The sequence below is a fragment of the Brevibacillus humidisoli genome (genome assembly GCF_020923435.1).
GTDB classification, from domain to species: Bacteria; Bacillota; Bacilli; order Brevibacillales; family Brevibacillaceae; genus Brevibacillus_E; species Brevibacillus_E humidisoli.
The window spans coordinates 4,632,642-4,657,985 of record NZ_CP087263.1 but is presented as its reverse complement, the minus strand read 5'-3'; the positions used below and the strand labels follow the sequence as shown (position 1 = coordinate 4,657,985).

The 25,344-nt window shown below is 55.1% G+C and carries 21 protein-coding genes; 2 read left to right on the top strand and 19 right to left on the bottom strand.

Going from position 1 to position 25,344, the window contains the following annotated elements:
• Window positions 1–2 precede the first annotated feature (2 nt).
• The 19 genes from LOK74_RS22765 to LOK74_RS22675 all read right to left on the bottom strand — a co-directional run bounded on the left by LOK74_RS22765 (window position 3) and on the right by LOK74_RS22675 (window position 23,389).
• The gene (locus tag LOK74_RS22765; RefSeq protein ID WP_230044284.1) at window positions 3–1,280 is read right to left on the bottom strand and encodes a TRAP transporter large permease; all 1,278 of its coding nucleotides are present in this window, start codon (window positions 1,278–1,280) and stop codon (window positions 3–5) included.
• A 3-nt stretch (window positions 1,281–1,283) separates the two neighbouring features.
• On the bottom strand, window positions 1,284–1,865 hold the full coding sequence (locus tag LOK74_RS22760; RefSeq protein ID WP_230044283.1) for a TRAP transporter small permease: 582 nt from the start codon (window positions 1,863–1,865) through the stop codon (window positions 1,284–1,286).
• A gap of 14 nt (window positions 1,866–1,879) precedes the next feature.
• Window positions 1,880–2,845 carry a TRAP transporter substrate-binding protein gene (locus LOK74_RS22755; protein WP_420908806.1) on the bottom strand — a complete coding sequence of 322 codons (966 nt, stop codon included), beginning with the start codon at window positions 2,843–2,845 and terminating at the stop codon, window positions 1,880–1,882.
• 467 nt (window positions 2,846–3,312) lie between these two features.
• Entirely contained in the window at window positions 3,313–3,528 is a 216-nt protein-coding gene (locus LOK74_RS22750; RefSeq protein WP_230044281.1) for a hypothetical protein, read from the bottom strand.
• Between the two features lie 120 nt (window positions 3,529–3,648).
• The gene (locus tag LOK74_RS22745; RefSeq protein ID WP_230044280.1) at window positions 3,649–5,400 is read right to left on the bottom strand and encodes a hydantoinase B/oxoprolinase family protein; all 1,752 of its coding nucleotides are present in this window, start codon (window positions 5,398–5,400) and stop codon (window positions 3,649–3,651) included.
• On the bottom strand, window positions 5,397–7,451 hold the full coding sequence (locus tag LOK74_RS22740; protein WP_230044279.1) for a hydantoinase/oxoprolinase family protein: 2,055 nt from the start codon (window positions 7,449–7,451) through the stop codon (window positions 5,397–5,399). The genes LOK74_RS22745 and LOK74_RS22740 overlap by 4 nt, the downstream gene beginning before the upstream one ends.
• 5 nt (window positions 7,452–7,456) lie before the next feature.
• The gene (locus LOK74_RS22735) at window positions 7,457–8,566 is read right to left on the bottom strand and encodes an S-methyl thiohydantoin desulfurase family protein (protein ID WP_230044278.1); all 1,110 of its coding nucleotides are present in this window, start codon (window positions 8,564–8,566) and stop codon (window positions 7,457–7,459) included.
• Between the two features lie 21 nt (window positions 8,567–8,587).
• On the bottom strand, window positions 8,588–9,565 hold the full coding sequence (locus tag LOK74_RS22730; protein ID WP_230044277.1) for an ABC transporter ATP-binding protein: 978 nt from the start codon (window positions 9,563–9,565) through the stop codon (window positions 8,588–8,590).
• On the bottom strand, window positions 9,562–10,539 hold the full coding sequence (locus tag LOK74_RS22725) for an ABC transporter ATP-binding protein (protein WP_230044276.1): 978 nt from the start codon (window positions 10,537–10,539) through the stop codon (window positions 9,562–9,564). Before LOK74_RS22725 ends, LOK74_RS22730 begins: the two co-directional genes overlap by 4 nt.
• A 16-nt stretch (window positions 10,540–10,555) precedes the next feature.
• A complete protein-coding gene (gene nikC, locus LOK74_RS22720; protein WP_230044275.1) occupies window positions 10,556–11,473 on the bottom strand; it encodes a nickel transporter permease in 918 nt (305 codons plus the stop codon).
• Between the two features lie 14 nt (window positions 11,474–11,487).
• On the bottom strand, window positions 11,488–12,513 hold the full coding sequence (locus tag LOK74_RS22715) for an ABC transporter permease (protein ID WP_230044274.1): 1,026 nt from the start codon (window positions 12,511–12,513) through the stop codon (window positions 11,488–11,490).
• Between the two features lie 12 nt (window positions 12,514–12,525).
• The gene (locus LOK74_RS22710) at window positions 12,526–14,154 is read right to left on the bottom strand and encodes an ABC transporter substrate-binding protein (protein ID WP_230044273.1); all 1,629 of its coding nucleotides are present in this window, start codon (window positions 14,152–14,154) and stop codon (window positions 12,526–12,528) included.
• Between the two features lie 40 nt (window positions 14,155–14,194).
• Window positions 14,195–15,751: a hydantoinase/oxoprolinase N-terminal domain-containing protein gene (locus tag LOK74_RS22705; protein WP_230044272.1), complete on the bottom strand. Its 1,557-nt coding sequence runs from the start codon at window positions 15,749–15,751 to the stop codon at window positions 14,195–14,197.
• Window positions 15,748–16,836, bottom strand: a complete 1,089-nt coding sequence (locus LOK74_RS22700) for an S-methyl thiohydantoin desulfurase family protein (RefSeq protein WP_230044271.1) — start codon at window positions 16,834–16,836, stop codon at window positions 15,748–15,750. Before LOK74_RS22700 ends, LOK74_RS22705 begins: the two co-directional genes overlap by 4 nt.
• A gap of 32 nt (window positions 16,837–16,868) precedes the next feature.
• Window positions 16,869–18,422: a hydantoinase/oxoprolinase family protein gene (locus tag LOK74_RS22695; RefSeq protein WP_230044270.1), complete on the bottom strand. Its 1,554-nt coding sequence runs from the start codon at window positions 18,420–18,422 to the stop codon at window positions 16,869–16,871.
• The gene (locus LOK74_RS22690) at window positions 18,419–19,531 is read right to left on the bottom strand and encodes an S-methyl thiohydantoin desulfurase family protein (protein ID WP_230044269.1); all 1,113 of its coding nucleotides are present in this window, start codon (window positions 19,529–19,531) and stop codon (window positions 18,419–18,421) included. The genes LOK74_RS22695 and LOK74_RS22690 overlap by 4 nt, the downstream gene beginning before the upstream one ends.
• A 249-nt stretch (window positions 19,532–19,780) precedes the next feature.
• On the bottom strand, window positions 19,781–21,547 hold the full coding sequence (locus LOK74_RS22685; protein WP_230044268.1) for a sigma-54 interaction domain-containing protein: 1,767 nt from the start codon (window positions 21,545–21,547) through the stop codon (window positions 19,781–19,783).
• A gap of 118 nt (window positions 21,548–21,665) precedes the next feature.
• Entirely contained in the window at window positions 21,666–22,574 is a 909-nt protein-coding gene (locus LOK74_RS22680) for a LysR family transcriptional regulator (protein ID WP_230044267.1), read from the bottom strand.
• Window positions 22,571–23,389, bottom strand: a complete 819-nt coding sequence (locus LOK74_RS22675; RefSeq protein ID WP_230044266.1) for an isopentenyl phosphate kinase — start codon at window positions 23,387–23,389, stop codon at window positions 22,571–22,573. Before LOK74_RS22675 ends, LOK74_RS22680 begins: the two co-directional genes overlap by 4 nt.
• 162 nt (window positions 23,390–23,551) lie before the next feature.
• Between LOK74_RS22675 and LOK74_RS22670 the strand changes: the two genes are divergently transcribed.
• On the top strand, window positions 23,552–24,763 hold the full coding sequence (locus LOK74_RS22670; RefSeq protein WP_230044265.1) for an MFS transporter: 1,212 nt from the start codon (window positions 23,552–23,554) through the stop codon (window positions 24,761–24,763).
• A 136-nt stretch (window positions 24,764–24,899) separates the two neighbouring features.
• A complete protein-coding gene (locus tag LOK74_RS22665; RefSeq protein ID WP_230044264.1) occupies window positions 24,900–25,334 on the top strand; it encodes a Dps family protein in 435 nt (144 codons plus the stop codon).
• Window positions 25,335–25,344: the final 10 nt, after the last annotated feature.

Below are 25,344 nucleotides of genomic sequence, written 5' to 3'. Positions count from 1 at the left end.
GTTTACGTGAGCCATTCCAGCGGAACAGTCACGATACTTGGGAACAAGATGAGCAGCAGCAGCACGATCACGTGTACGATCAGGAAAGGCCAGATCCCCCTGGTTAGCGTGAACAGGTTGATTTTGCTGACGCCGCAGCCGACGTACAGTACGGTTCCGACCGGTGGCGTGATTAAGCCGATGCACAAGTTGACAATCATCACGATCCCGAAGTAAACCGGATCGATCCCCGCCATCTTCACCACTGGCAGCAAGACCGGAGTGAAGATCAGTATGGCCGGAGTCAAGTCCATCACCAATCCGACAAACAGCAACAGCAGGTTAATCAGCAGCATCAAAAGCAGCGGGCTTTCTGCCAAACCGCCCAACGCGCCGGCCATTTCCGCCGGAATGTTGGCGACGGTAATCAACCATGCCGATACCATCGCTGCCGACGCGACAAACATCACCACACTGGTTGTCTTGGCTGCTGCGACTAGCACATGGTACAAATCGCTGATTTTCAGTTCCCGGTAGACCAGCAGCCCGACAAACAGCGCGTAAAACACGGCTACTACCGCCGCCTCCGTCGGGGTAAAGACCCCTCCACGCATCCCGCCGACGATGATCACCGGCAGCAGGAGAGCCCAACTGGCTTGCTTGGTAGCAGCGAAAATCTCCCTTGCCTTTTTGCGCGGGGGCAGCTCTCCCTGCTCGTTGTTGCGAGAGAGAAAAAACCAGATGATGATCAAGCCGATCCCCATCAGGATCCCGGGCACGATCCCACCCATAAACAGGGAAGTGATCGAGACGCCACCCGTCACGCCAAAGATAATCATCGGGATGCTGGGTGGAATCACTGGCGCAATCACACCGGCTGCGCAGATCAAACCGGTAGAACGGCCCAGATTGTAGCCGCGCGCCGCCATCATCGGGATCAGAATCGCCCCAAGTGCCGCCGCATCGGCCACCGCAGAACCGGACAGCCCGGCGAACAGCATACTGGCGATGATCGAGACATATCCTAATCCGCCTCGGATATGGCCGACCAGGGACATGGCGAATTGCACGATCCGCTGCGAGATCCCCCCTGCGTTCATCAGTTCACCGGCCAGGATAAAAAACGGGATAGCCATCAGGGCAAAGTTGTTGGCTCCGTTGATCAGGTTTTGTGCCACCACTTGGCTGTCAAAGATGTCCATCATCAGCATCAGGGCGACACCGCTGATGATCAAACCGAAGGCGATCGGTATCCCAAGCGCGAGAGAGCCAAACAAGGACCCGAGAAATACACCCAGCATCGCTTACCCCCCTACTCTTTCTGATCGTCTGTTTGCTGATTGGTCCGTGATCTCCGTCTCCTGAGCCGAGTCGGTCGGCGGCTGATCGGGCTGTGCGATGATCGTCAGCGGCTGCTGTGGATCTCTGGCAGATAATACTCGCCACAGATTGCCAAGCACGATCACAGCCATGGAGATGCTCGTAATGATGCCGATGCCGTACATGAAAGCGAGCGGCAGGCCGGTCGCCGGAGATTTGCTGTCCATGTTGAGCAGCGTCATCTTCCAACTGCCCTCCAGAAACAGCCATAGTACGTACAAGACCAAGATGTTGCTGATGACGAAAACGAGTTTTTTCCCTTTTCTGGGGAGCAGGTTGACCACGATGTCCATCCCCAGGTGCATGTTGTCCTTCAGCGCGCCAATCGCTCCGAGGAACACCAGCCAGACAAACAGAAAGCGGGACATCTCTTCGGACCAGGTAATCCCCGAGTTAAAGAGGTAACGAAGCACGACATTTCCAAAGACAAGCACGGCCATGAAAGCCAGCGATAAGGCAATCGCAACATGTAGAGCAGTGGTTAACGCCTTGCCCGATTTCTGCACGCAACTCCCTCCTTTTACTCAGCTTCTGCTTTGATTCGCTGTACCAGTTCCTCGGCCCAGGGATACTGGCCGTAAAACTCTTCATAGAGTGGTTGTGCTGCTTGTTCCATCTCTGCCACGAAGGCGGGGGAAGGGGTGGTAAAGGTGATCCCGTGTTCCTGCAGGAATTTTTTGTCTTCTTGATAACTTTGTTCCAGCAGCTCGAATTCGTAGCTGGCAGCCGTCCGTGCCGCTTCCTCGACGATCTGCTGCTGCTCCGGCGACAGCTGACTCCAGAACTGGCTGTTGATGATGTAGAGATTGGGACTAAACATATGCTTCGATTCCAGTACGCCCGTCTGCACTTCGTACCAGCCGGACGCTCGCAGGGTGGCGATGGGATTGTCTTGACCGTCCACCACCTTTTGTTCCAGTGCTGTAAACACTTCTGAGATCGGCATTGGCGTCACATTCATCCCCAACAGTTGTCCTAGCTTGATATAGTTGGGAATGTTGGGCATTCGGATGCGCATCCCGCTAAAGTCGGCCATGCTGGTGATCTCACGGTTGGCAGAAAACATGCGGAAGCCGTTCGCACTCCAAGCCAGCGGTCGGACGCCATGCCTGCTCTCCAGGTCTGCGGTCAATTCCGCTCCGATCGGCCCGCTCAGCACCTTTTTGACGTGCTCAAAATCTTTAAACAAAAACGGCCACTCTGGTACGGCTAATTTTTCGATGTCTGCCTGCATGATCATGCCCGGAATCCCCATCTCGATCGTCCCGTTGCGGACGCCGTCGTAAAACTCCTTTTCCGCCCCCAGAGTGCTGTTGGGATAAATCTCCACCTTTAGCGCGCCGCCTGACTTCTCTTCCACCATCGGCTTAAATCTTTCGCGGAGAGCGACATTTTGCGGATGATCTTCGGCAAAGTAGTTGGCTACCTTGATCGTCTTCACCTGATCGGCACCGCTGTCAGAGGCGGGCGCTCCGGTACAGCCCACTGCTAACCATAACAAGGTGGCAAACAGCAGCAGCACCGAACTGCGGATGAGCAAACGCTCTTTTCCTTTGGTTCCCACATCGATCCCTTCCTTTCACCCTTTGCTTTGGCTGCTCGCTTTTTGAAAGCGCTGCCAACAAATTATATGTTTTATAATATAAAACTACGTTTTGTATTGTTGACAAGCTGTTGCCCGAACAGCTTTCGCTTTGCATGTGCCGCTCCTCTGCTTTCCTCGCCACTGTGCAGTGTCGATTGCAAATGTTTTATATTATAGAACTCGGTATGATTATGTAGTCACTGCACCTATATAATAGTACCAAGATTTTTACATGTCAAACTATTTGATCTATTTTTGTGGAAAAAATTATCTCGCCTGGATGCTGCTTGTCCTATGATCGCAAGCAAGCGGCATGCATGTCGATGAGAAAAGCTGCCAGGGGAAAGTCACTCTGACGGTATTTTGCTTTAGACGGGCATAGTGGGGGGCGAAAGAGAAAAGCAGGTTCGCTCGGCTCGTGCCAGTGCCTGCGTGGAAGCTGTCATGACCGTCTCCGCTCCAACAAAATGGTACTGCGGCCAAAAGCCCTCAAGGAACGGCGCGGAGGAGAGTAGCTCTTTTCCTCCAGTCGCTCCGTTGCCAATCAGCGAGGAAGTGGGACTGTCCGCTGAGCTGGTTGGCAAGAGTCGCTCCTTCCGGAAAAGAGCTACTATCCGCCTGTCCCGAGGTTTTGTCTACACGCAAAACACCTTCCTAAAATGGAAGGTGTCTTCTCTTGCTGTCTTAGATTGGGACGCGCGATACTAAGGAGTGGCAGAAGGAGAGCGACTCTCTTGGTAGTTCAGCCGTTCTTGTGTATAGTGGTACGAACCCGCATTGCCGATGATCACCCCGTATAGGCACTCCGCCTGTTCTACGGTGATATACCCATTGCGGACATCGCTGACGACGCGGTCGCCCGCCCTGTCGAACGGATGACCAAAGCCGCCGCCGGTACCAGTGAGGAAGCGGACAATATCCCCCTGCTTGAGGGTTGCTTGTCCCACTTTGCCGGTCGCCTCCTGCCATTTGCCGTCCCTGCAGATTTGGATCGCGTTTCCGGTGCCGTCATGACCGCCGTTAAAGCCCCAAGGGAGAAAGTGATGGCGGCCGAATGAAGCACTCACTTCAGCTTGAGCGGAGGTGATGCGGTAGTCGCGGACCAGTCCGCTGCCGCCGCGGTACGCTCCCGCCCCGCCTCCATCGCAGCGCAGGGCATACTGCTCGACCAATACACCGTAACGCGCCTCCGCCACTTCAACCGGGATCACGTAGGTTTCGCCGTCACCGATGCAGAACAGGCCCGCCTGTCCGTCCTGCTCCTGTCCTGCCCCCCAGCCGCCTGCACTCGGCTCAACCAGCAAGAACAGTTCGTCGGTGTCTGGATGCTTGCCGCTGACGATCAACGAGCAGACACTGAGAAAGTGACCTGCCGTCAGTTTGTCCGAGGCGATCGGCATTAACGCTTTCCAGATCAGTTCGCTCACGTATTCATTGCTCTCCCAGTAGATCGAAACCGGTGCCGGCCTCTCTGCGGTAAAAATAGAGCCTTTGTCCGTCAGGATGCGGATCGGGCGAAACACGCCGTCGTTGATGTTTTGCGACGGATTGGTCACAGCGACAAAAATCGTGCGAATCGCTGAAACAAGTCCGGTGTACGAGCAGTTGATCGGTCCCTGCACCTGGGGCGGATTCCCTCTGAAATCGCATATGAACGCATCGTCCGTGATCTCTACCTTGACCCGCACCTTGAGCGGACCGCTGTCGGAACCGTCATCATCGATTGCGTCTTCGGCCTCGTACACCCCTTTGGGCATGCTGCGCAGTGCGCTGCGGGCGATTTCCTCCCCTTGGTCCAGCAGACGCTCCATGCTGTCCAGTACGGTCTGTACGCCAAACTTTTCACACAGCTCCTGCATCCGCTTGTCACCGGTGCGCAGCGCCGATACCTGGGCCCACATGTCGCCGATCGACAGGTCCGGGGTCCGTACATTGGCTTCAATCAGGTCGACCAATCCTTGATTCAGCTCTCCCCGTTCAAACAGCTTGATACAGGGGAGCTGCAGCCCTTCCTGATAGATCTCGGTCGCCAGCGGGTTCCAACTGCCGGGCGCCATGCCGCCGATCTCCGTCCAGTGCGCTTTGTTGGCGGCAAAGGCGACCAGCCGTTCTTCGCAAAAAATCGGCATCACAAAGGCTACGTCATTCAGATGGGAACCGCCGCCGCCATAAGGGTCGTTGGTGATGATGATGTCACCAGGGTACAGATCACCGTCAAACTTGGCCAGCGTATCTTTCACCGCAAAGGTGAGGTTGCCGAGAAAGCCGGTAATCCCGTTTCCCTGTGTCAGCAGTTCCCCGACTGGTGAGGTAAGCCCGGTCGCGTAGTCGAGTACTTCGTAGATGATCGGGCTTTTGCTGGTACGCTGCAGGGCGTAAAACATCTCGTCGCTGATGGAGATGAGCTTGTCTTTGACGATCTCTAGGGTAAACGGATCGGTTGTCGTCCGAGTCATGCGCGCGTCGCTCCTTCCACAATGAGATTGCCGTAGCGGTCTACCCGGCACTGCTGATCGGGATAGATCACTGCCGAGGACGAGGGTTCCTCGACAATCGCCGGACCGGCAAACTGTTCACCGGCTGCCAGCCGATCTCTTTGATAGACCGGAATCTCCTGCCAGCCAAACTCATCGAGATGGACGTGGCGCCGCTCTACAATCGCCTCGTCGGCCAATCCTCCCTGGGTCCATTCCGCCATCGGCGGCTTTTCCAACAGTCCCCAACCAGTCAGGTGCAGATTGACGATCTCTGTCTCCGATTCCGGGAGCCGGTAGGAGTAGTGCTGCTCGTGCAGTTGGTGGAAGCGCTCGACCAGTTGTTCGGTCAGCTCTTCCCATGTGTCGCACTCCGGCACAGAGACTTTGACGGTGTGCTCCTGACCCAGGTAGCGCATATCGACACTTAGCGAGAAGACGATCTCTGCTTCCGTCACTCCCTGCTCGGCAAACGACGTGTACGCCTCCGCTTTTACCCTGTCCCATTCTTGCTGCCATTGCGACTCGGAGAGCTGGCTCAATCGGTGGTTAAACGTGCCGATCCAATCCTGGCGCAAGTCAGACATCAGCATTCCCCACGCGGAGAAAACAGCGGAAGCGACCGGGATCACGATCCGCTGGATCTGCAGTTCGCGGGCCAGCGCCATGGCGTGCATCGGTCCGCCGCCGCCGATCGCGACCATCGTGTAGTCGCGCGGATCGTGGCCACGGCGGATGGAGATCAGCTTCAGCGCGTTTACCATGTTGGCGTTTGCCTTGCGCACGATCCCTAGCGCTGCCTCCTCCACGCTTGTCCCGTAGGCGTCTGCGATTGGCTGAATCGCGCGACGAGCCGCCTCCAGATCAGCCTCTATCTCGCCACCCAAAAAATTATCTTTGTTCAATCGACCGATGACCAGATTGGCATCTGTGGTCGTCGCTGAACTGCCGCCCCGTCCGTAGCAAGCCGGACCTGGCATGGAACCGGCGCTTTTCGGTCCGACATGCAGCGCATTCCCTTCGTCCAGCCAGGCAATCGAACCGCCGCCGTTGCCGATCTCGACGATATCGACGACAGGGACTTTGATCGGATAGCCGGCGGAGCGATGATCCCATTCGATTTTGTAGTCGGTCGTAATCGAGATCTCTCCCTCTTGAATCAAAGAACACTTGGCTGTCGTCCCGCCGATGTCGAGCGCGATCACATTGTCGTAACCCAGCAGTCTGCCCAAGACGGCTGCACCGTACATACCAGCCACCGGACCGGACTCCACCAGATTGATCGGCGCTTGTTTGGCATGCTCAAATGTGGTGATCCCGCCGTTTGACTGCATGATCGTCTTGCGTCCGCGGGCGCCGTTTTCCACCAGATGCTGTTCCAGTTTATCCAGGTAACGCGCGGTCAGCGGCATCACATAGCTGTTAAGTACAGCTGTATTGGTCCGCTCATATTCGCGCCACTCCTTGGTGATCTCGTGGGAAGCAGTGACGGCTACCTCCGGCCACTGCTGCTTGATGTAGTCGACGATCATCCGTTCATGCAGCGGATTCTTGTAGGCATGAAGCAGGCAGACCGCGATGGCCGTCACTCCTTGCTCGCGAAAGTGTTGCACAATCGGATCGATCTCCCCTGTATCCAGATCTCGCAGCACTTCTCCCTTGTGCGTAAGTCGTTCATTCACTTCCTGCCGCAGGTGGCGCGGCACGAACGGAACCGGTTTGCGATAGGCCAGGTTAAACAGATCAGGTCGGTTGGCTCGCCCGATCTCCAGTACATCGCGAAAGCCTTTGGTGGTGATTAACCCGGTCACCGCTCCCTTCCGCTCCGTCAGCGCATTGATCACAACGGTAGAACCATGGACAAAAAAATCGATTTGCTCGCCTTGCAGTCCCGCTTTCTGGATCACGTGCAGGACACCTTGCTCGAAGTGGGGCGGTGTGGTATCCGCCTTGACCATCCCGACACGTCCCGTCAACTCGTCGAGGTAGACCAGATCAGTAAACGTCCCGCCAATATCTACTGCCACACGCATGCTGATTACCTTCCTTTCCCCGCTGCATAGGTTTGTCGGCTCATCCCGATATACTCCGGTCCGAAAATGGATAGACCCTTGTCACTTTCCCAAGCCGCAGGGGCAGGGAAGGTCACAACCGTTACTTCCATCCCCGGTGTACAGTCGGGATTTAAGATCGGCATCCCCGTTTTTTGGTCGAGTACGGTAATCAACTCTGGAATGATCGAGAGGATCTGCTCGCCTCGGCGGGCAATCATGTGTTCATTGCGAAACCACAGCGTAACCGGGAGCTCTCCCTGCTCGGCGTCAGAGGGTTCAATGACAACCTGTCCTTCGGTAAATCCTTTGACATCCTGCCAATCCGCTTCCCGAATCACTCCATCGATCAAGGAGCGGCTGCCCTCCACAGCGGCCAAGATCGCCTCGGTAGGCGACTCACCTCGTTCGTTGGCTAGGCGCATCGCCCGACCGACCCGCTCAGCCTGCGTCAGTGTTCCCGCGATGACAGACTGTTTCAATCGTCTGCCGTCTACCGGATGATCGCATACGCCTGCCGTGTTGCCAAAGAGAATCGCAAAGTTGCGCGCGATCATCTCGGCGTGAGCATGGTTCACCACAGCGGTGACGACCGCTGTGTCACCGTAGCGGCTGGCCAGCGCAAACGGCGCAATCGAGACGCCGTGTACGTGAAAAGTAGAATGGGCAAGATCAGGTACGGCGCGGCCAGCCGGGTCCGCGTCAACCAGCGGAATATCCTGGCTGGCCGCCGTCTCCATCGCACATGCCGTATTGCCGCCCAACTCGGTGGCGATGACGGCCTGAATCGGCCTTCCGAGATACGCCTGCAGTGCTCGCAAGGCGGTTGTCGGAACCTCATCTGCTGTAACAGGAAGTTCGGCAAAACGTTTCACTACTTCGGGATCAGGAGGTGCCACCGAACCAACGTAGTAAGGGGAGGCGATCAGCCAATCGTCCCCGATTTCGTCCAGTCCGGCCAGCTTTACCCGTTTTCCGGCGGCGTACATCGTGCGCACAACCTGCAGCGCTTCTTCCAGGCTGCCGCCGCCGCCCGTACCGTAGATCGCCGCTCCGTGCAGCATATCTTCCACTTCTTGCAGCGTTAACGTTCTCATCTATTCTCTTATCCCCTTTGTCTACTCAGCAAGCTGGCAGCGAACCCAGTGCCCGGGGCGTACCTCTGCCAATTGCTGCGGTGTCGTTTCACACGTCTCGTTCTTCTGTGGACAACGCATCGCAAATCGGCAGCCAACCGGAGGATTCACCGCCTTTGGCATCTCGCCTTCGTAGAAAGAGAGGGCAAACTCTGTCTCATCAACCGTCGGCACGGACTGCAGGAGCAGTCGGGTGTAAGGGTGCAGCGGATGGGCGAACAGTTCTTCCACCGTGCCCATCTCCACGATCTGCCCCAGGTACATCACCGCGACCCGGGAGCACATGTGTTTGATTACGCTCAAATCGTGCGATACCAGCAGGTACGTAAGCTGTTTTTGTTCCTGCAAATCTTTGAGCAGATTGAGGATTTGCGCCTGCACCGACATGTCGAGCGCAGACGTAGGCTCATCCAGAATCACCAGCTTGGGATCAAGCGCGATCGCACGCGCAATCCCGATCCGCTGCCGCTGCCCGCCGCTCAGTTGATGCGGAAAACGTCCGGCAAAATCAGCTGGCAGCCCCACTGCTTCCAGCAGTTCGCGAACCTTGGCCTCACGCTTCGCCTTGGACATGGCTGTGTGTGTGAGCAGCGGCTCTTCGATGATCGCACCGACCCGCAGTTTGGGATTGATCGACCAGTACGGGTCCTGAAAGACCATCTGCAGCTGTTGGCTCTGTTCCTTCGCTAGCGATCGACTGAGGGCAGAGATATCCTGACCGGCGAACCGAACCGTCCCTTCCGTCGGTTTGTACAGCGAAAGCAGCGTACGAGACAAGGTGCTTTTGCCGCATCCGGATTCACCAACCAACCCGAAGCACTCACCCTCCCGGATAAAAAAGCTGACGTCATCCACGGCGTGAACGGTCTGCTTCTTTCCCAGCCAACCGGTGCGAACGGTGAAGTATTTCTTTAGATGTTCTACTTCCAATATGCTGTCAGCCATCTCGATATTGTTCACCTCACTTCTTCCAGCGGATGAAAACATGCCGCCTCGTGCTCTTCTCCGATTTGCTCCAACGGTGGTCTCTGGAGGTGGCATTGCTCGCTCGCGTACGGACAACGATTGGCAAAACGACAGCCTGTCTGCATCTCGGCAGGACTGGCCACTCGTCCTCCGATCACCGGCAGCCTGTCCCGCTGTTCCTGCATCCTCGGAATCGCGTCCAACAGCATCCGTGTATAAGGATGGCGCGGTGAGCGAAACACATCCCGCGTGCGACCGGTTTCGACGATGCTGCCGGCGTACATCACAGCAATTCGGTCAGCCATCTTGGATACCACGCCGAGGTTGTGGGTGATAAACAAAACAGACGTACCTTGTTCTTCTTTTAGCTTGTTCACCAGGTAGAGAATCTGTGACTGAATCGTCACGTCAAGCGCCGTCGTCGGTTCGTCGGCGATCAGCAGCTTCGGCTCACAGACCATCGCCATGGCAATCATCACCCGCTGCCGCTGACCTCCGCTCAGTTCGTGCGGATAGCGACGCAGCAGTTGAACCGGATCTGGCAGTCCGACGAATTGCAGCGCTTCTGCCGCCCGTCGCCTGGCTTCCTTGGCCGACAGGCCCGTGTGCTTGCGGATCACCTCGATCATCGGATCGCCAATCCGAAAGACCGGATTGAGCGAGGTCATCGGGTCCTGAAAGATCATCGTCATCTTGCGGCCGCGGATTTCATCCAGCTCCATCGGGGAGCAGTCTAGCAGGTTTTTTCCATCAAACAGAATCCGGCCGCGAACGATACGGGCCTTATGGGTGGGAAAAAGCTGCATGATGGAAGCAGCCGTCATCGACTTGCCGGAACCGGTCTCCCCGACCAGCGCCAGCATCTCCCCCTGACGAAGCGAGAGGTGATCCAGGTCAAGTGCCGTGATCTCCTGGTGACGTGTCTTGATCTGAACAGCTACCTGTTCCAGTTTCAGCAATTCATTCATCGTGTCACCTCTCTCTTTAGCGATCTCTCGTCTTCGGATCGAGATAGTCCCGCAAGCCGTCGCCGAGGAAGTTGAACGCCATCACTGTCAACAGGATAAACAAGCCGGGGAAGGTGATGTACCACCAACTGGTCATGAAAAAGTTGCGTCCAATGCTGATCATCAAGCCCCACTCTGGTGTCGGGGCCTGGGCGCCCAAGCCCAGGAAGCTGAGCGATGCAGCGGTGAGGATGATCGAACCGAAGTCCATCGATGCCTGCACGATCACAGGGGACAGGCTGTTGGGCAAAACGTGACGGGCGATGATCCGCGGCGATGAGACGCCAATTGTTTTCGCTGCCTCCACGAATCCCCGTTCCTTGATCGAAACCGCCTGACTGCGGATGAGACGGGTATACCACGGCCACCAGGAGAGTGAGATCGCAATCATCATGTTGGTAATGGAGGGGCCGAGCAGCGCCACGATCGCAATCGCCAACAGCAGCGGCGGAAAGCTGAGAAAGATGTCGCACACCCGCATGATCACTTCATCGACCCAGCGGCCGAAGTAGCCGGCGATCAGCCCCAGAGGAACGCCGATCACCAGCGACAAGGCAATCGCCGTCAAGCCAATCTCAAACGAGATGCGGGTTCCGTACACCACCCTCGAAAAAATATCCCGTCCCATCTCATCGGTGCCAAACCAGTGATCCGCAGACGGCGGCAAAAACTTGTTTTCCAGATGGACTTCGTCATAGATATCTTCGGGATACGGCGCGATCAACGGTGCAAACAACGCGATGATCAGCAGGATCACAATGACGATAAAGCCTACCAGCGCCAGTTTGTTGGTCCAGAGAAAATAGCCGAACTCTTGTGCCAGCTTCCTCGCATGCTGGACGGGAGAAGACGTCTCGGCAGGAGGAAGCGAAGTGGTTGGTTTGGTTGAATTCACTTGAAAACGCCCCCTTATGCTGCCTCGCCCAGTTTGATGCGCGGATCGAGCAGGACGACGACAATGTCAACGAGCAGATTGACCAGGATGTAAGATGCTGTGACCAGCATCGTAATGCCCATGATCGCCGGGTAATCAGAAGAGAGAATCGCTTGGGACGCATACATGCCCAGTCCCGGCCAACTAAATACCGCTTCGATCAAAAACGTGGTCGTGAGCGCATAGGCAAACGTCAGGCCAAGCGAGGTAACCGTCGGTGCCAGCGCGTTCTTCAGGGCATACAGATAGATTCGTTTGCGCCGAGGAATGCCGTAGGCCTGGTGGACGCGCATATACTCTTCGCCCATCACTTCCACCATCGAGGAGCGGATCATCCGGGTGATCAAGCCGAGTGGATAAGCGGCCATCGTGATCGCCGGCAGGATGAGATGGAGCAGCGCGTCGGTGAAAAACACCGTATTTCCCTGCAGCAGGGCGTCAAGCAGGTAAAAACCGGTTTGCTCCTCTATCGGATTTAACAGCGACACTTCTGTGCTGACCCGTTCGCCAAGCGGCAGGATTCCCAGTGCTTGAAAAAAGAGAAGCTGTAAAATCAAGGCCAGCCAAAAGGTAGGGATGGAGACTCCGCCGATGCTGAAACCGCGGCTTAGATGATCAATCCAGGATTCCTTCCTGATCGCCGATATCACCCCTAACGGAATCCCCAGCAGGATGGCAATCAGCATCCCGGCAAAGATCAGCTCCAGACTGGACGGCAAAAAGGTAAGCAGTTCGTCCAACACCGGCTGGTGGGTACGAATCGATTGACCCCAATCCCCGGTGACGAGTCCCTGCATATAATCGATGTATTGGATATATAGCGGCTGATCCAGCCCCAGTTCTACTCTCGCCGCCGCGATCTGTTCCGCAGTCGCATGGGCCCCTACCCACCTGGCAGCCGGTTCGGACGGTATGACGCGAGCGATAAAAAACGTGATCATGGAGACTCCTGCCAGGACGATCAGTCCTAGCAGGAGCCTGCGTACGATGAAGCGAAGCATTCGGCATCACACCTATTCTCGATGGGTATCGTAGAAGAACACGACGCTTGGATAAGCAGGGTTGTCGACGTATCCTTTGAAGTTATCTCGCAGCACACGCACGTACTTGACATCGTAGAGAGAGATGCCGGGAACATCTTCGATCAAGATTTCCTGAGCTTGCTTGTACAAGTCGATCGCCTTTTGGCGGTCTACACCAGATACTTGCTTGGCCACTTCTACCAGCTCGTCATACTCTGGGTTTTTGTAGTACGCCAGGTTAAAGACGATTTCATCCTCAGAGGCGTACAGGTTTTTCAAGAAGCTGTACGGATCGGCATAATCCGCCCACCAGTACATCAACAAGATGTCCTGACGTTTGGTCGGGTCCTGCGCTTTGGCCATATCCCACTGCGCTTCCCACAACATCCCTTTCACTTCCAGATCGAAGCCCAGTTTGGCCAGTTCCACTTTGAGCAGTTCGGCGATGCGTCGTTCAAACTCATCCCCCGACACATACGTCAGCGTCAGCTTGCCGCCGAAGACACCCGCTTCCTGCAGCAGTGCTTTCGCCTTGTCCAAATCGTAGCTGTACTGCTTCAAGGAAGCGTCATGCCCCCACAAACCGTTGGGGATACTGCCGTGAGACTGACTTCCAGTACCAGACAAGATGTCGTTTACAATCTGATCGTACGGAATCGCATAAGCCAGTGCCTGGCGCACTTTCGGATTGTCAAACGGTGCTTTTGCCGTGTTCAGCTGCATCACCAACTGCTGGAAGCTGTCTGTCTCGGTTACTGCGATTCCCGGCTTGTCGCGCATCGCCTGAACCATCTCAATCGGCATCTGGTCCGTAAAGTCCATATCACCAGCCTCCAGCATCTGCTGACGGGTATTGGCTTCCGGGATCGTCTTAAAGACCACTTTTTGGAACTGATTTGCTTTCCAGCCCTGCCAGTAGTCTGGGAAGTAGGTGAGGATCAAGTCGCTGCCTTTGCTCCATTTCTGGACGGTATACGGGCCGGTTCCCACGTCGTGCCCCTGGTTGATCCACTCTTCTCCGTTTTTCTCCAACGCATCGACATCAAAGATAAACGCAGCGTAGCCGGACGATACGATCGTATCGAGCGGAGCGGCATACTTCAGTTTGAATTCAACCGTATCCTCATCGACGACATTGATGGTATCCAGCGCGTCCCAGATAAACGCAGCGCCTTTTCCTCTGGTAATCGTGCGTTCAATCGATTTCTTCACACTTTCCGCTGTCATCGGCGCACCGGTATGGAACTTCACGTTGTCGCGCAGGTCGAAAGTCCAGGTTAGACCGTCGTCAGTTACTTTGTACTCTTCGGCCAATACCTTGTCGAACGACTGATCTTTTGGGTTGTAGCGAAGCAGGGTTTCATACATGTTGTTCATCGCTACAATCTCGTTGGAGTAGCTGTCGCTGGGGTCCCAAAACGTCATCACGTCGTCATGGTACCCGTAAACGGCAATACCTCCATTAGGCTCGCCGCTGGCTGCTTCTCCTGCCGGTTGCTCTGTTGATCCCTGTCCATTTTTCGGCTGTTCTGCCGACGGACTGCTGCAAGCGGCAAGTGCGGCAATCAATCCAAGGATAAGACCTGTCCTGAACAGGCCTTTCTTCGCTACCTTTTTCATTCGATTACTCCCCTTTTCTGTTTGATTTTGGCCTCTTTCTCTATGTGAATAGGTGACCAACAGCTTTGATCCGGATGCGGACGGCATTGCCGGGCAGGTAGGCAAGCGGAACTTCCTCGATGTCGACGATCTGCACCGTTTCCGGGTCAGCTCCTGCCGCAACCGCCTCTTCTGCGGCCAACTCTCTGGCATCCTGCAGCGCCTCCTCCCGCTTCCACTCCGTCATCGCGTATATTTTTTCAATCTGTCCGCTTACCTGAGCGATCGTGACGCCAATCGCATTGGCTACAGCAAAGTTCTCGGGACGAATCACGCCGGATATCCCTGCCAGCTTGTCCGGCAAAATGATACTGCCGCCCCCGACCAGAATCGCGGGAACCGGATCGGCAGATGTCTTCATTTTGTCAACCGCTTCCTCCACCATCTCTATCATCATGCGGTAAGCGGCGCGAATCTGATCGGCTGGAAGATGGGCCACACACTGGCGATCACCCAACTCCGCCTGGCCGCTGGCCACGGCGATATCGGTAGCGGTTACCTCCTGCCCGCCGAAGATCAGCGCCTTTTCCGGCAGTTGGTATCCGACACTGTCCGGACCGATCGTCAGTTCCTCGCCCAAGCCCCTGATCCTGGTTCCTCCGCCAAGGCCGAATGAGAGCAGGTCGGGCATCCGAAAGTTGGTACGGACTCCGCCGATCTGAGCAACCAGCGAGGACTCCCGTGGGAAACCCTGGACGAGTACCCCGATATCGGTGGTGGTTCCGCCTACGTCCAGCACCAGCGCATCCTTCAACCCGGTGAGATAGGCGGCGCCACGGATGCTGTTGGTCGGACCGGATGCGATGGTCAGCACGGGAAAACGCAGCGCGTAGTCTGCCGTCATCAGTGTGCCGTCGTTTTGCGAGAGAAAGATGCGAGCGTGCTCAATGCCGTTTTCCACCAGCGACTGGCGAAACCCATTGACCATCTTGCGAGCTACGTCGACCAGTGCCGCGTTCAAAATCGTTGCGTTCTCCCGCTCGATCAAGCCGATGCTGCCGATCTCATGAGAGAGGGAATAGGCGATCTCCTCCCCCAACTCCTCGCAGATAATCTGACGTGCCCGCTGCTCGTCCAATTGATCGACCGGTGAGTAGACCGAAGTGATGGCAACGGATGCCACTTTCCCCTTCCACTCGCGAGCGATCCGGCGCAGTTCTGTTTCGTCAAGTGGCGCGATGCGGCGCCCATCGAATTCGTGTCCGCCAGGTATCATATGGCTGCTGACATACACGGCTTCCCGCAGATCGTCCGGCCAACCCGTATAGGGGGGAATCGCCAATGTAGCAGGGGCGCCGATCCGCACCACCCCTACCTTGGACAGGTGACGCCGCTCCACGATCGCGTTGGTGCAGTGCGTGGTACCCAGCATGGCGTGGGTAATGGCGGCGGGATTGATGTTGCTTTGTTCCAGACAGGCGGCAATCGCTCGCCCGATTCCGCTGCTCACATCCTCTGTTGTAGCCTGTTTGGTGGCAGCAAGCAGACGGTTCTGTCTGTCCAGGATAACCGCGTCCGTATGCGTGCCCCCTACGTCAATTCCGATCCGATAGTTCACGAATCCTTGCCTCCTCTCTCCGCCAGCGGCCGATAGTCGATGTCATAGCCGAAGTAGCGCGGTCCGGCTGTTTTGATCCCCTTTTCCGTTCGCCACTTGGGATCGCAGGGAATCCCGATCACAGCCACCCGGCTGCCGTACCGCAGGGCTTCCGTCGTAATCGGAATGCCGGTTTCCAGATCGAGCGCGGTGATCAGATCAGGTGTAGTCGCTGCTACTTGATCATCCCGTTTGGCGACCAAAAATTCATTTTGGAAATAGAGACGGAACGTATTTCCCTGACATTCCTCAACACCATCCAGCCACACTTCTCCCTTGGTAAAGCCCTCACTGGTACGGCGCAGTAGATTGCTGATCTTGCCGGTAAACAGCAGGGTGGCCCCGATCGCCTCGACAAGCGCTCTGACCGGACTCTGGTTTTGGTGCCGCAGGCTGTTTATCGTTTGGCCGATCCTCTCCGCCAGAGTAAGCGTATGATGAATGCCAGCCTCCTTTAACTGCTTGCCCTGCATCAGGTAATCGCAACTCATCACCGATCCGCCCATACTGATCAGCGCCGCCCGGCCGATACGCTCATTCCAGACACTTTCCACACCGTTCACGATCACGGTGTTGCCCTTCTCATCGGCGATCGACATCGGGGCAGAAGAGAGGCCAGCCAGTTCAAAGCTGGTCATCTGCACCTCTGGAAACGCCCTGCCCATCCCGTCAATATCGACGACCGGCAGCCCGGTCATCGCAGCCAGCACAAGCGGAACGGTCGAGTTGACTCCACCGATCTCGATCGGATAGATCGCAGAAATCGTTTTGCCGCTGTGGGCCTGCAATGCCTCAAACGCCCCGACGACCTCCCGCCCACTGGGAATCTTTTCGATCATGACGGTAGGGGCTCCCATCATGCCGGCTGAGACAACCCACGCCTCATCTGGTACTTCCTCCGGCGACAGGACGCGAATCGGTCCATACTGTTCGATGGCCGCCATCGCCATCAACATCCCGACATGCGGATCGCCTCCGCCACCTGTGCCCAGCACGGCAGCTCCCAACGCGATGTGTTCTACATGCTGTTTCTCAATCTTTCGCACGGTTATGCCTCCCTATGGCAGGCAGTCTGACGTTACAAACGCAGCTGCCCAACAGCTTTCAGGCGAAAACGGATCACTTCGCCCTTATAGTAGTCAAACGGAATCTCTTCCACCTGCACCAGCCGGATCGTCTCTTTGATCCCGCCGCTTCGTTCCACTTCCTCGATTACTTCCTGCTTTACTACGTCCAGCACCGCTTCCTTGCTCCGATTGTTCAGCCAATAGATGCGGTCGATTTGCGAGCTGACCGGGGCCATGCACGCACCCACGGCATTGCTGATCTGAAAGCCGGCGGGGTGAATCGTCTCCCCGTATTTGTTGAATAGTCTGTCAACGAGCAGCGGGCTGCCACCGCCGACGAGCACGACAGGCAGTTTCTCTTTGGCCGGCTGCACCCGGTCGATCGTCTGCCGCAGCTGATCAGTCGCGTGCTTGACCACCTGCTCCGTCTCCCGACGAGAGAGTTGTTCTGCGGCAGGATCCCGCTCGTAGCGATAGCCAAATGCCAGTGGATTCAACTGCAGAAATACATCGGTCAGGGTGCATCCACGCTCATCGATCTGCTGTTCTTGCTGTTGCCGGTGACTCAGCATCGCTTCAAACGTCGGTTGCCCCTCCACAAAAACGATCCGGCTTTCTCCGCCAAACGGCAGTGAGGTGGCTTTGGGCAGACGGACGTTCATCCGAATTCCCATCACGTTTACATCCCGCGTCAGCTCTTGTGGCTCCCCGCCGGTGACAAGCCCGACTTCAGTAGTACTGCCTCCCATATCGACCACTACGCAATCCCGCAGACCGGTCAGGTAGGATGCTCCTCGCAAGCTGTTAGCCACCCCCGAACCGATCGTCAGAATCGGGAATGAAGCCGCCATCTCCAGGGACATCAGGGAACCGTCGTTTTGTACGAACCAATAAGGACAGTGAAAGCCCAGTTCCTCAAACATCCCGGACAATCCGTTGATCGCGCTTTGCATCACGTTGGAGAGCATCGCATTCAACAACGTCGCATTTTCCCGCTCCAGGTAGCCCATACTGCCGATCTGGTGAGACAAACTGATTGATAGATCGGGCAGAGCCTCCTGGATGATGGCCGCGAGCATCTGTTCTTCCTGCTGGTAGAGCGGTGAAAAGGTGCCGACAATCGCCACTGCGCGGCAGCCGCTCTCCGCCAGACGCGTAATCAAAGCTTGCCGTTTTTCAAAAAAGTCAATCTCTTTTTGCCTGGACCCGTCCAGTTCATACCCACCGGCAACCTGTTCTGTCAGCTTGATTCGCCTCTTGAGGATCTCAGGCCATCCCTCTCCCGCTCTCATCTTGGATGGATGGGGGCAGATGCGGATCAGGGCGGTGTCGGTAAGACCTTTTCCGTAGTACAAGGCATTGAGCACATGTGTGGTTCCGACAAAGATCCCCTGGATGTGTCGAGGGTCAAGGGAGACCTCCCGGATCACCCCACCGGCAGCACGGCGAATCCCGGTCAGGATGTCAAATGTCGTCGCTTGTTTCGCCTCGCCGATCAACCGTCCTTCATTGGAGATGATCACGGCGTCGGTATTGGTTCCGCCTACATCGATCCCTAGTTTCATTCGCCATTCGCCTCCATCGCCAGCAGTTCAGTCGGCATATAGTCGGCGGGAATACCCATGGCACGCGGGCCAACATGCTGCAGCATGTCCCGAGTGCGCAGCAGATTGGGGGCGGGAATGGCAAACACGCTCACCGGCAGTCCTTCCTGGAGCTTGTCGACCAGGCAGGGAGAGAGGTTTTCTTCGTCGAGGACGAGCAGCAGGTCCGGTGTCAGACAGAGGTACTGATCTCCTCGCTTGGCTGCAAGATATTCGTTGCCAAAGTGGATTTCAATGATTTGACCATCCCATTGCTCCGTACCAAGAATCTCGAACCTTCCCTCAATTGAACCGTTGACAAACCATCTCCTGATCGAGTGGATCTTGCCCTGGATCAAGCGACGGGGCGTACCGTAGACAGAATTGGCCAGGCAGACGTGCATCTGCTCCAGACAGCTGGCAAGGTCCTGCCGGTTGTAGAACAATCGGCCCAACTCATAGATCAGCTGCATCGTATTGGGAATCGTGGCTGTTCTCGCTTCTCTGCCGGCCATCCCGTAGCATGCCGTGTACACGATCCCTCCCATCGCCTGTACCTGCTGTCTGGCCTGTTCGGACAAACGCAGCGTATCTTCGTCCTCCAAGACGTGAAAGCGACGGTGTTGATTGACCATCACAAGCGGAGCACCCTGTACCCCCATCACATGAAAAGAGGTCATGTGGATCTCGGGGAAGGTCCTCCCCATCCCGTCGCCATCCAAGATCGACAGGTTTCGTTGAGCGGCCACGATAAAAGGGATCAAGGCATTAGCCCCGCCGATATTTTCCGTCACGATCAGATCGACGGTCTGACCCGTCACCTCTTCGTACCGCTGAAGCACATCCAGGCCCTCATCACCGGTCGACATCTTTTCATCGCAGACAGCAGATGAGCCCATCGTCCCGATCGCTACGACCCGTTCTTCCATCGAAAGCTCTTGAAAGGAGCGGATCACAATCTCCTGCGTATCGCTCATCACCGACTGGGCCAAATGCTGCATGGTAAACGGATCTCCTCCGCCGCCAGAACCCAGAAACTGGGCTCCCATGGCGAAAAAGGGGATGTCCCTTTTCCGTATCGTCCAGACCATGATCGTACCCCTTTCTGATAGACAGACAGTATAAGCAACTTTTGTGCCAACATGATAAAAAGGCTGCAATCCCTTTACAAACGCAGCCTTTTCCTCTTTCCCTCCAGATTCTGCGATTTTTTTATCAGCTCGATTCTCAAATAAGAGGGTTTATTTTTAGAGAAACAGAGAGATTATCGCTTATTTATTATTTTTTTCTCAATCTTTCTCCTTTTTTATCAATTTATCGTGTGATAAAAATAAGCTGGCTCACTTGATTCGCCACTTCTTCATCCGGCGATACAAGGTAGGCAGACTCATATGCAGCTTTTCTGCCACGGTTCGCTTTCCCTCCGTGTCCCGGCCATACTGATCCAGCAGACGCACGATCGCTTCTTTTTCCTGTGCTTCGCTGCCCCGTCTAGAAGCTCGCGGTTTGGCCGCAGTTGACGTATCCGTGTTGGCACTGCGCAGCTGTTGAGGGAGACTGTGAAGCGTAATCAAATCTCCAATCTCTAGTTGCACGAAGTGTTCAACCACGTTTTCCAATTCACGGATGTTGCCAGGCCAATCATAGTGCAACAGCCGCTCCATGACCTGCGTGGACAGACGCTTCGGTGTACGGATGAGATCCTCTGAGATTTTCTTCATGAAATACTCCACCAGGATCGGGATATCGTCCTTCCGTTCACGCAGCGGCGGGATCGTCAGGGGGATTACGTTTAACCGATAGTACAGGTCTTCTCGAAACGTCTCCTCGGCGACCATCTTTTCTAAGTTGCGGTGTGTGGCAGCGATGAGCCGTACGTCCACTTCAATCGCCTGTGTGCCGCCGATTCGCTCCACCTTGCGATCCTGTACAACCCGCAGGAGTTTGGCTTGCAGATGCAGGGACATGTCACCAATCTCGTCTAGAAAGAGCGTCCCGCCATGGGCCAGTTCAAAGCGACCTGCCTTCCCGCTGCCGCGCGCACCGGTAAAGGCCCCCTCTTCGTAGCCGAACAGTTCACTCTCCAACAAAGATTCCGGGATGGCCGCACAGTTGATCGCCACAAACGGACCTTCCCTGCGCCGACTGGCGTCGTGAATCGCCTGGGCAAACACTTCTTTGCCCGTACCGCTCTCGCCGCGGATCATGATCGTCGTCTCACTGGGCGCAATGCGTTTGGCCATTTCTTTTACCGACCTGATCGCAGAGCTTGTCCCTTTGACGTCATCAAACCGGTACATCGCCCGATGCGGCAGCTGCGGGTTTCGTTTGGTGGGTGCTTTTTCCTCATGTACCAACAGCAAAATGGTAGATAGCTTTCCTGAGTCATACACCGACTTGACCCGTACTTTCCAGACACAGTCCTTTTTTTGCCAGTCAGGCAGGGGGGTGATCAAGGTATTGTCCAGGTCTTTTCGCTGCCTGACACGATGCCAATCCTTTTTGGGAATCAATTCTGTGATCTCCCTATCGAGCAGTTGGAGTCGGGACTTTCCGAGTACATGACACATCGGTTGGTTTGCCTCCAGGATCACACCGTCCGGATTGAGCACCAGAACAGCCTCTCTGGAGAGCGAGAGCAGCGCGCTGATTTCTTTTTTCAGCAGTTGGAGCTCCCGGCTTACGCGCGTCATCCCCAACGCGTCGGAGAGCAGATCGCACAGCACGTAGTTATATTCTGCCACTTCCTGCAGATGATTACGAAACCAGCTCGATCCGTCTGTCTCGCCAGGTACCGCCACCAGCACCAGGTTGGAGCGGGTTTGGGAGAACACTGGTGAAAAGACAGCTGTCGTGATCGGGCACTCTGCCTGCCGGGAACAGTCTGAACAGAGCGTATGATTCTGCTTGTCCTGAACCAGGAAGGAAACGCCCGTAGCTAGCGACTTTTCCACAATCGGGCATGGATCAGGCAGTGAGAATGCTTGCTCTCCCCCCTGCACCACAGGCCCCGAGGCGTATAGGTGAGTATCGTACGACAGCGGTTCCGTGATTTGTTTCAGCAGTTGGATTCCTCTTCGATATTCCTGAGCCAACTCTTCTCTCATCGTTATCACCCTGCTCGTGATCTTGGTTTTCATTATGCAGGTAAACCGAATCGATATCCATGTCAAACTTTGTACCTGATGTGTTCTTTTGGAAAGCAGTCACAGTCCTGAATCCCGATTAGCGGGAGGGGGCAACAAGCTTGGCGATATCTTCATTCAAACAAAAGTGAGTAAATTGTTGCACGACAGGGGACATCTCCTCCCCTTTTCGGACGTGCAAGTAGATGGGAACCTGGACATCGACACCCTCTATCCAAACCCGCCCAAGCCGTTTGCGGGCGATCTCGTCCTGCACCATCAGTGACGGCGCCAGCATCGCTCCGTAACCGGACAGCACAGCCTGTATGCCTTCGTTGGTTCCACTGAATTCCATACCGATGTCGGGAAATGGCAGTTGGTGGAGACGGCACAACGAAGCCAAGGCTTCTCGGGTCGTGCTTCCTTTTTCCCGCACCACAAATGGCTCCTGCAGCAGCTCTTGCAAAGAAACGATCTGATTGGACTTGGGATGATTGGCGTGTACGATGAACCAAAGTTCTTCACGATACAAACACCACTGATCCGTCCTTGATCCCCGGGACTCCCCACCCGTTATGGCAACGTCCACCTGAAAATCCTGCAGTAGTTCTATCGCGTTCGTAGAGTTTGTGCTGTGCAGTTTCACTTCGACTTCCGGAAACCGCTGCTTACATGTTCCCATCAACAGCGGGACGAGCCGGTTTGCCGGAAGATTGGACGCGGCGATCCGCAGACTGCCGATCTGACCGCTCTTCCATTTGGCTAACTGGTATTCCATCTCTTTTTCATAGGCGAAGAGTCGACGAGCCGATTGGAATAAAAACCTGCCTGCTTCTGTCAGTTGAATTCCCCGGCCATGGGGCGTGAACAGACGTAAGCCTACTTCCTGCTCCAGTTTTTTGATCTGGGCAGAGATGGCAGGTTGCGTCAGGTTCAATTCTTCGGCCGCTCTGGTATAACTGCCTTTGGAGGCGACAGACGTAAAGATCGACAAGGCATACAAGTTCACCGGCTGTCCCCTCCTTCTTCTGGCGAGTCCAACTCTCTGTCAAACCGAATCAGAGTGCCTGGAGGTGGGTCATCTACCAAAGCGGACATCATCACTTGCGGGTTTGTGCCGTCGCAGATGACACTCTCTACTCCGCATTCTGCAAGACGCAAGGCTGCCGTCAACTTGTTCCTCATGCCACCGGTAACGTCGGGATGAGTGGAAGCTCCCGTCAGCTGCAAAACATCTCTCTTGTTTGCTCCCGTTACGAGCGGCACGATTTCATCTGGTTGATGGCCACTCTTGATGCCAGGCACATCCGTCAACATGGCTACACGGCGAATCGGCAGAGAATCCACCAGTAGTTCCGGGATCTGATCACTAGAAAAAATGACAAACGACTTCGCAGCATCAAAGACCAAATCCCCGGACAGTACTGGCAGCAGTCCCAACTCCAAGGCGTGCAGGATCGGCTGTGTGGAGACGGTCGCAGGAACCCCATCGTTAGTCGTGATCCAACTGCTTGATTGGAAGGGATAGCCGGGGACGCCGTGTTTTCTCAAGGTATCCGCTATGATCGTCAGCCACTCGAACATCTTCGTCGTCATCGTCATCACGTTGATCGACTGCCAAGGCTCCGTTGCATCGGTCAGAGCATATCGTACGGGAACTTGATTGCCGTAAGAACCCCCGCCTACAACCAACACGAGACGTCCGCGGAAAGTTGGCCAATGCTCGGATAGCGTTCTGGCGTAGGCATCCAAAACGTCATGGTTCGGAGTACAGTATCTGTCCTTATGAGTCAGCAGACTGCCACCGATTTTCAGCACAAACATGAGGAACCACTCACCTCCCCAACGAAAGATCGTCCGTTGCTGTAATCATTATATAAAAAATAGTAATAGAAACATAACAAATGCAAATTAGTACTTATGGTTTTGCTGTTTTATACTCCAATTGAATCGCGATTATCTTTTGTTTCGGGAGGCATCACATGAATGAACGTTTCAAACATAGCCCTTTGGAAAAACAGCAGCTTTTTTGCTCTCTTCATCATGACGGCCATGGTTCTGTTTGGGGGAACGGTCAACACTTTTCTTCTGCCGCTCCTTCTGTACGAACTGACGCGCTCCTCGATAGCGATGGCTGCCATGCGAGCGATGGAAATGCTGCCCCTCTTATTGGCAGGACTCTGGGTCGGGGTAATGGTCGATCGCGTCAACAAGCGGCACTTGCAGCGCCTATCGTTATGGAGCCAAATCCTCCTGCTGCTGATTCTGTTTATCTCGATCAAGTTGGGAAAAGCAAGTCCATCGATGTTTGTGATGATTGTTTTTTTCTTGTCCCTGTGGAACTACTGCTTTGAAAATCTGCGAGTCAGCATGATGAGAATCATCCTGCCCAAGGAAGAACTGACAGCGGCAAATGCTTCCTTCTCTTTCCTGAGTACGTCGATCACCATCCTTGGCCCGATCATCGGAAGTCTGATTCTATTTCTCGCTACCATGCCAGATGGCCTTCTCTTCTCTATCGCCATGTTTGGCCTGGCGCTCATCTTATCGCATGCCTTACCCATACCGGATAAAGGGGCTCCACCAGCACCATCACAGTCCGTATGGCTTGATCTAAAACAGGGCTGGCGAAATCTTCGCAGCAATGTGATTCTATGGCATATGACTCTTTTTTACATGGTCATGAACGGGACGTGCGGGCTGTTTAGCTCTGTGCTCATCTTTCACTTAAAAGACACGCTGCAGTTATCCCATACAGATGTAGCCGTTCTGCTCTCCATCATGGGAGCAGGCGGTTTGGCAGGAAGTCTTGCCGTCGGAAAATGGAGACGAGAGCTGGGCACAGGCAAGCTGTTTGGATTATCCATATTGGGTACGACGTTGGTGTTTTTCGCGATGGCATGCCCTGCTTCATCGCTTGTGTTGGAGGCTGTTTCCCTTTTTGGGTACGGACTTTCGACGACGGTTATGTCTATCCTCATCTGGTCATTCCGTCAGGAAAGCACACCAAAAGAGTTGATCGGCAGGATTACAGGCATGACAGGGACCTTCTTTCGCATGCTCTCCCCATTTTTTATGTTTGCTGCCGGTTTTCTCGCTGACTGGGCTCATTCCACCACTTGTTTTTTAACAGCAGGGGTTGTCAGTGGGGGATGTTGGCTCGCTTATCTGCTGCAACCGCTGCGCAAAGCTGTATAAACCGATGGTATGGTGACACATCGGGTTGATGGACCGCTCCATTTTGGAGCTTCTTTTTTTATGTTGACATGCAGCAAGATTTACTTTATATTTATTTCTATATAATAATTATTATAAATAAGGGAGCGATAACCAGATGAATGAAATCGTAGTGATGCTCAATAAACAGGTAGCGAACTGGACCGTCTTGCATTTCAAGCTGCACAACTTCCATTGGAATGTGAAAGGACCGCAGTTCTTTACGCTGCATGCTAAGTTCGAGGAGTTTTACGGGGAAGCGGCCCGCCACATCGACGAGCTGGCGGAGCGGGTCCTGGCGATCGGAGAAAAACCAACCGCGACTCTGCGGGAAGCACTTGAACTAGCCAGCATCCGGGAAGCAGCCGGCAATGAGACAGCAGCAGAGATGGTCCAGGCCTTGATTGACGACTTTTCCCTGCTGATCGATGAAGCCAGCCTGGGTGCGGAAGTGGCGGAGAGCCTGAATGATCATACGACAGAGGACCTGTTGCTTGACCTGAAAGCGGAGCTGGAGAAGCACGTATGGATGCTGCGTGCCTTTGCCCAATAAGGGCGGGTCG